The sequence below is a fragment of the Flavobacterium sp. genome, from assembly GCF_036515215.1.
Lineage (GTDB): Bacteria > Bacteroidota > Bacteroidia > Flavobacteriales > Flavobacteriaceae > Flavobacterium.
In genome coordinates this window covers 1-2,966 of record NZ_DATBVQ010000128.1, presented here as the reverse complement: position 1 = coordinate 2,966, position 2,966 = coordinate 1, and the positions used below count along the sequence as shown (strand labels likewise).

Below are 2,966 nucleotides of genomic sequence, written 5' to 3'. Positions count from 1 at the left end.
AGTCGGGCGAGGTATACTAGCAAAATGGACACAAAAGAAGAAAAGAAAATCACGAACGAAAAACCTGTTTCACTTTTCCCTCTTAGTTTCAATGAGGCTTTGAGCGCGTTTTTGAAGGTCAAACCGAAGCCACAGGAAAAGAAGAAACACAGGCCGACAAAGAAAAAGGCTGGAAAATAACTTAAATTTGGAACGGCAACCAGTCTTTAGGTTGCCGTTTTGATTGAAAAATATTCTTTATTTTGGGTTTTGAGAAGCGCCGGCATCGCGCTTGATCCGGTTTCCATTCTCATCGAACACCTTGGGGTAAAGACGATGGGCGCGATCCGGATATTTCTTTGCCCATTCATCTTGCAATCGTCTGATCCCGGAAAAGATGCTTTTAGCATCCGAATCTTTTGGGAATTGTACGCGGGTGGGCCTTTCATCATCTGCCATGACTTTATTTTACTACCTTCGCTTGTAGGTTCTTGAGACGTGTTTGGGCGGCCTTCCTGCCTGCGGCTCTGGCTTTGCGTCTTTTAGCGGCCTTTATCCCTGCATCCTTCATGCTGGCAGACCAGTTTATCTTTCGGGGATTATCCCGCAATACAATCAGTGCGTCTCTCGAAATCAAATTGCCGTCGTACATTTTGTGACAGGTGGGGCACAGGATCACCAAATTCTTTTGGGAATTATCCTTGCGATTATGATTGAGATGGGACACCTGCAAAATGCCCTTTATACCGAATCCGCAATAAGCACATATCGGGGGATATGCATCAAAGGCAATCTTGCGATAGTTAACAGACATGATATATTAATTCACTCCTTTCAGAGTATGTCAGCCCTTTTTATTTTTCTTTCGTATATTTCCCACGCCTCATCAGATTGGGGCATATCCTCATGTTGCATTATTTTGACAACATTGATTTTATTTCCTCCCTTATAATCCACTTCTACAATAAAAGTTCTGGAAATTCTTATTTTCTCAACTGATATATATAAAACGACACTTAATTTGTGATTGCCAATCGGAAATACTACAACCTCATCATTCAATGATTCTATGCGGAATTCATTAGCTGTTGTTTTTAGAAAAGCAGCATATTTTTTACTGCCTTTTTTTAATGTGGCAATATCCGATTCTTGGTATGGTATCCACCTCAAATTGCCATTACAGAGGGCTTCAACTTTAACTGAAGGAGTGTGCCATTCTTTATTTCGCACTTGTATTGAAATCTCGCCTGTCTTTGTTTCTACAAAAGAAATTTTCACATTACGAAAATTAGGAGTTTTGATGTATCTTCGTATTCCTTGATATATGTATCTAATAATCAGAGGTATTCCGTCAGACATGATAACCGTCAGCAATGCAACAAATGCTATACTTAATGCGAAAATTGAAATGACACCAAGATTTGCCGATATTATGCATAAGGCGTCCCCCTTAGCACAAAATCCCAGACTAATCATGGCGTCCTCTTGGAGTATAACAACTGCGGCAACCACCGAAAAAATTGTTCCAGCAATGGCAATGAAATGCCTGAAAAACCATTCTGTATGCCGCATCCCCCCATTCTACCCCTAATGGGTTTGTTATCCCGACTATTCCCTTAGTTTGTTTACATCGGCAAGACTACTCATAGATGAAAAATTAAAACGCAATTCCTTTCTTGAAGCATAGTCACCAAATGTATGCGAAAAACCTTCAAATACAAAACCTTCAACAAAATCTATTGCGCTCTCCGGCGAGCTTATGGTCTTGTCAACAAATCTTGCAAAATTATCTTTATCGATTGCCCATTCGTTCCATAATCTCAAAATCTCGGCAAAATTTCTGGTTTTTAAGAGTGAACCATTTTGGGCATAAACTTCGATTTTTTGAACACTTGCTTCTTTAAGAAGCTCGAGTTGTTTTTCGTCAAAATTAGAATTGAACCGAGGATCCTCTTTGCTTGGCAAATTCCAAGCCACTTGCTGTACCACTGTGTATAAAGAATTGCTTTGGCTGATTTGTTCAAGAAACCAATTAAATCGAGAGATTTGGTTTTCAATTTTATTCAAAGCATGAAAAATTAGCCAATGTAACTGGAAATCTGCCCCCATTTCGAATACTCCATGTCGCACATCAACTAATTGATCTCCGATTTCAATTAATGAACTGCATAACCCAAAAATACCATCATTTGTTAAATCACCTAAAATATCGTTTAGAAAATCTAGTAAACGTCCAATTTTTTCTTCCTTCAGATATTTTCTAAATAAGTTAGTCAGTTTGTCAGGTTCAGTTGACAGCGAGATCACTTCTCGCAATTCCATTTGTGAAACTTCCGCTATTGGAACACCCATAACAAAGTAAATATCAAATATATCCTCGCTACAAATCCTTCTATCTTTACGCCATGACTTATAATCACCGCTCCAAGAGCCAAATAAGGTCCCAGGATAGATGGAACGTAGTTGTGGAAATAGCTCCAAGCAGATATTTTTCGCTAATTCCTCGTGTGTGCCTTTTGATAAAAATATGCTATCCAATAGCTTTCTTTTTTCTTCAAGCTTGTTTGGGTTATTCGAGCGCATCATGGGATCGATAAACAGTTCCTTGTTGGTTGCAATTGATTTATAAATCTCTGGATAAAAGACTCTTAATGCCTCAAGGCCAATGAAATCTATTGGATTTACTTCATCTGCAATTAATTTTATATTGAATGTCAAGCTGTTTAGAAATCGTTTAACGTCTCTAATCGATTTGAACAATTTTCCTAGGCCAGAATGATAAAGATTTCCCCACCTGTTTTGGTCCCAATGTTTTAAATCTATAGAATTAATAATAAGATCGAGCTGCGGAAGTAATATTTTTTCAATTCGATTATGTTCAATGGCAGGGATATCAAATCCAACTTGTATGATTTTCTCTAAATAATCACGTCCAGAGATACCTTGTTCTGTGTCTAGGGCCTTTTCTACAATTGTTCGAGCAAATG

General features: G+C 38.3%; 5 protein-coding genes. 1 reads left to right on the top strand and 4 read right to left on the bottom strand.

The genetic code is table 11. The features are described 5' to 3' along the window. Window positions 1-180, top strand: a 180-nt coding sequence (locus VIH09_RS08945) for a hypothetical protein (RefSeq protein ID WP_331580087.1), incomplete at its 5' end; no start/stop codon positions are given. 57 nt (window positions 181-237) lie between these two features. On the opposite strand, the gene VIH09_RS08940 is transcribed toward VIH09_RS08945, so the two are convergent. The 4 genes from VIH09_RS08940 to VIH09_RS08930 all read right to left on the bottom strand — a co-directional run. Continuing rightward, window positions 238-438: a hypothetical protein gene (locus VIH09_RS08940; RefSeq protein WP_331580085.1), complete on the bottom strand. Its 201-nt coding sequence runs from the start codon at window positions 436-438 to the stop codon at window positions 238-240. A 4-nt stretch (window positions 439-442) separates the two neighbouring features. Further along, a complete protein-coding gene (locus VIH09_RS13620; RefSeq protein WP_414656150.1) occupies window positions 443-793 on the bottom strand; it encodes an HNH endonuclease in 351 nt (116 codons plus the stop codon). Between the two features lie 20 nt (window positions 794-813). Next, window positions 814-1,551 (bottom strand): hypothetical protein, encoded by a 738-nt coding sequence (locus VIH09_RS08935; protein WP_331580083.1) that lies wholly within the window; start codon window positions 1,549-1,551, stop codon window positions 814-816. A gap of 36 nt (window positions 1,552-1,587) precedes the next feature. Beyond that, the coding region (locus VIH09_RS08930; RefSeq protein ID WP_331580081.1) for a P-loop NTPase fold protein at window positions 1,588-2,966 on the bottom strand (1,379 nt) is incomplete at its 5' end.

Coding starts and splice junctions, on each gene's coding strand:
- VIH09_RS08940 (WP_331580085.1), bottom strand. CDS start 438: ATGGCAGATGATGAAAGGCCCACCCGCGTACAATTCCCAAAAGATTCG.
- VIH09_RS13620 (WP_414656150.1), bottom strand. CDS start 793: ATGTCTGTTAACTATCGCAAGATTGCCTTTGATGCATATCCCCCGATA.
- VIH09_RS08935 (WP_331580083.1), bottom strand. CDS start 1,551: ATGCGGCATACAGAATGGTTTTTCAGGCATTTCATTGCCATTGCTGGA.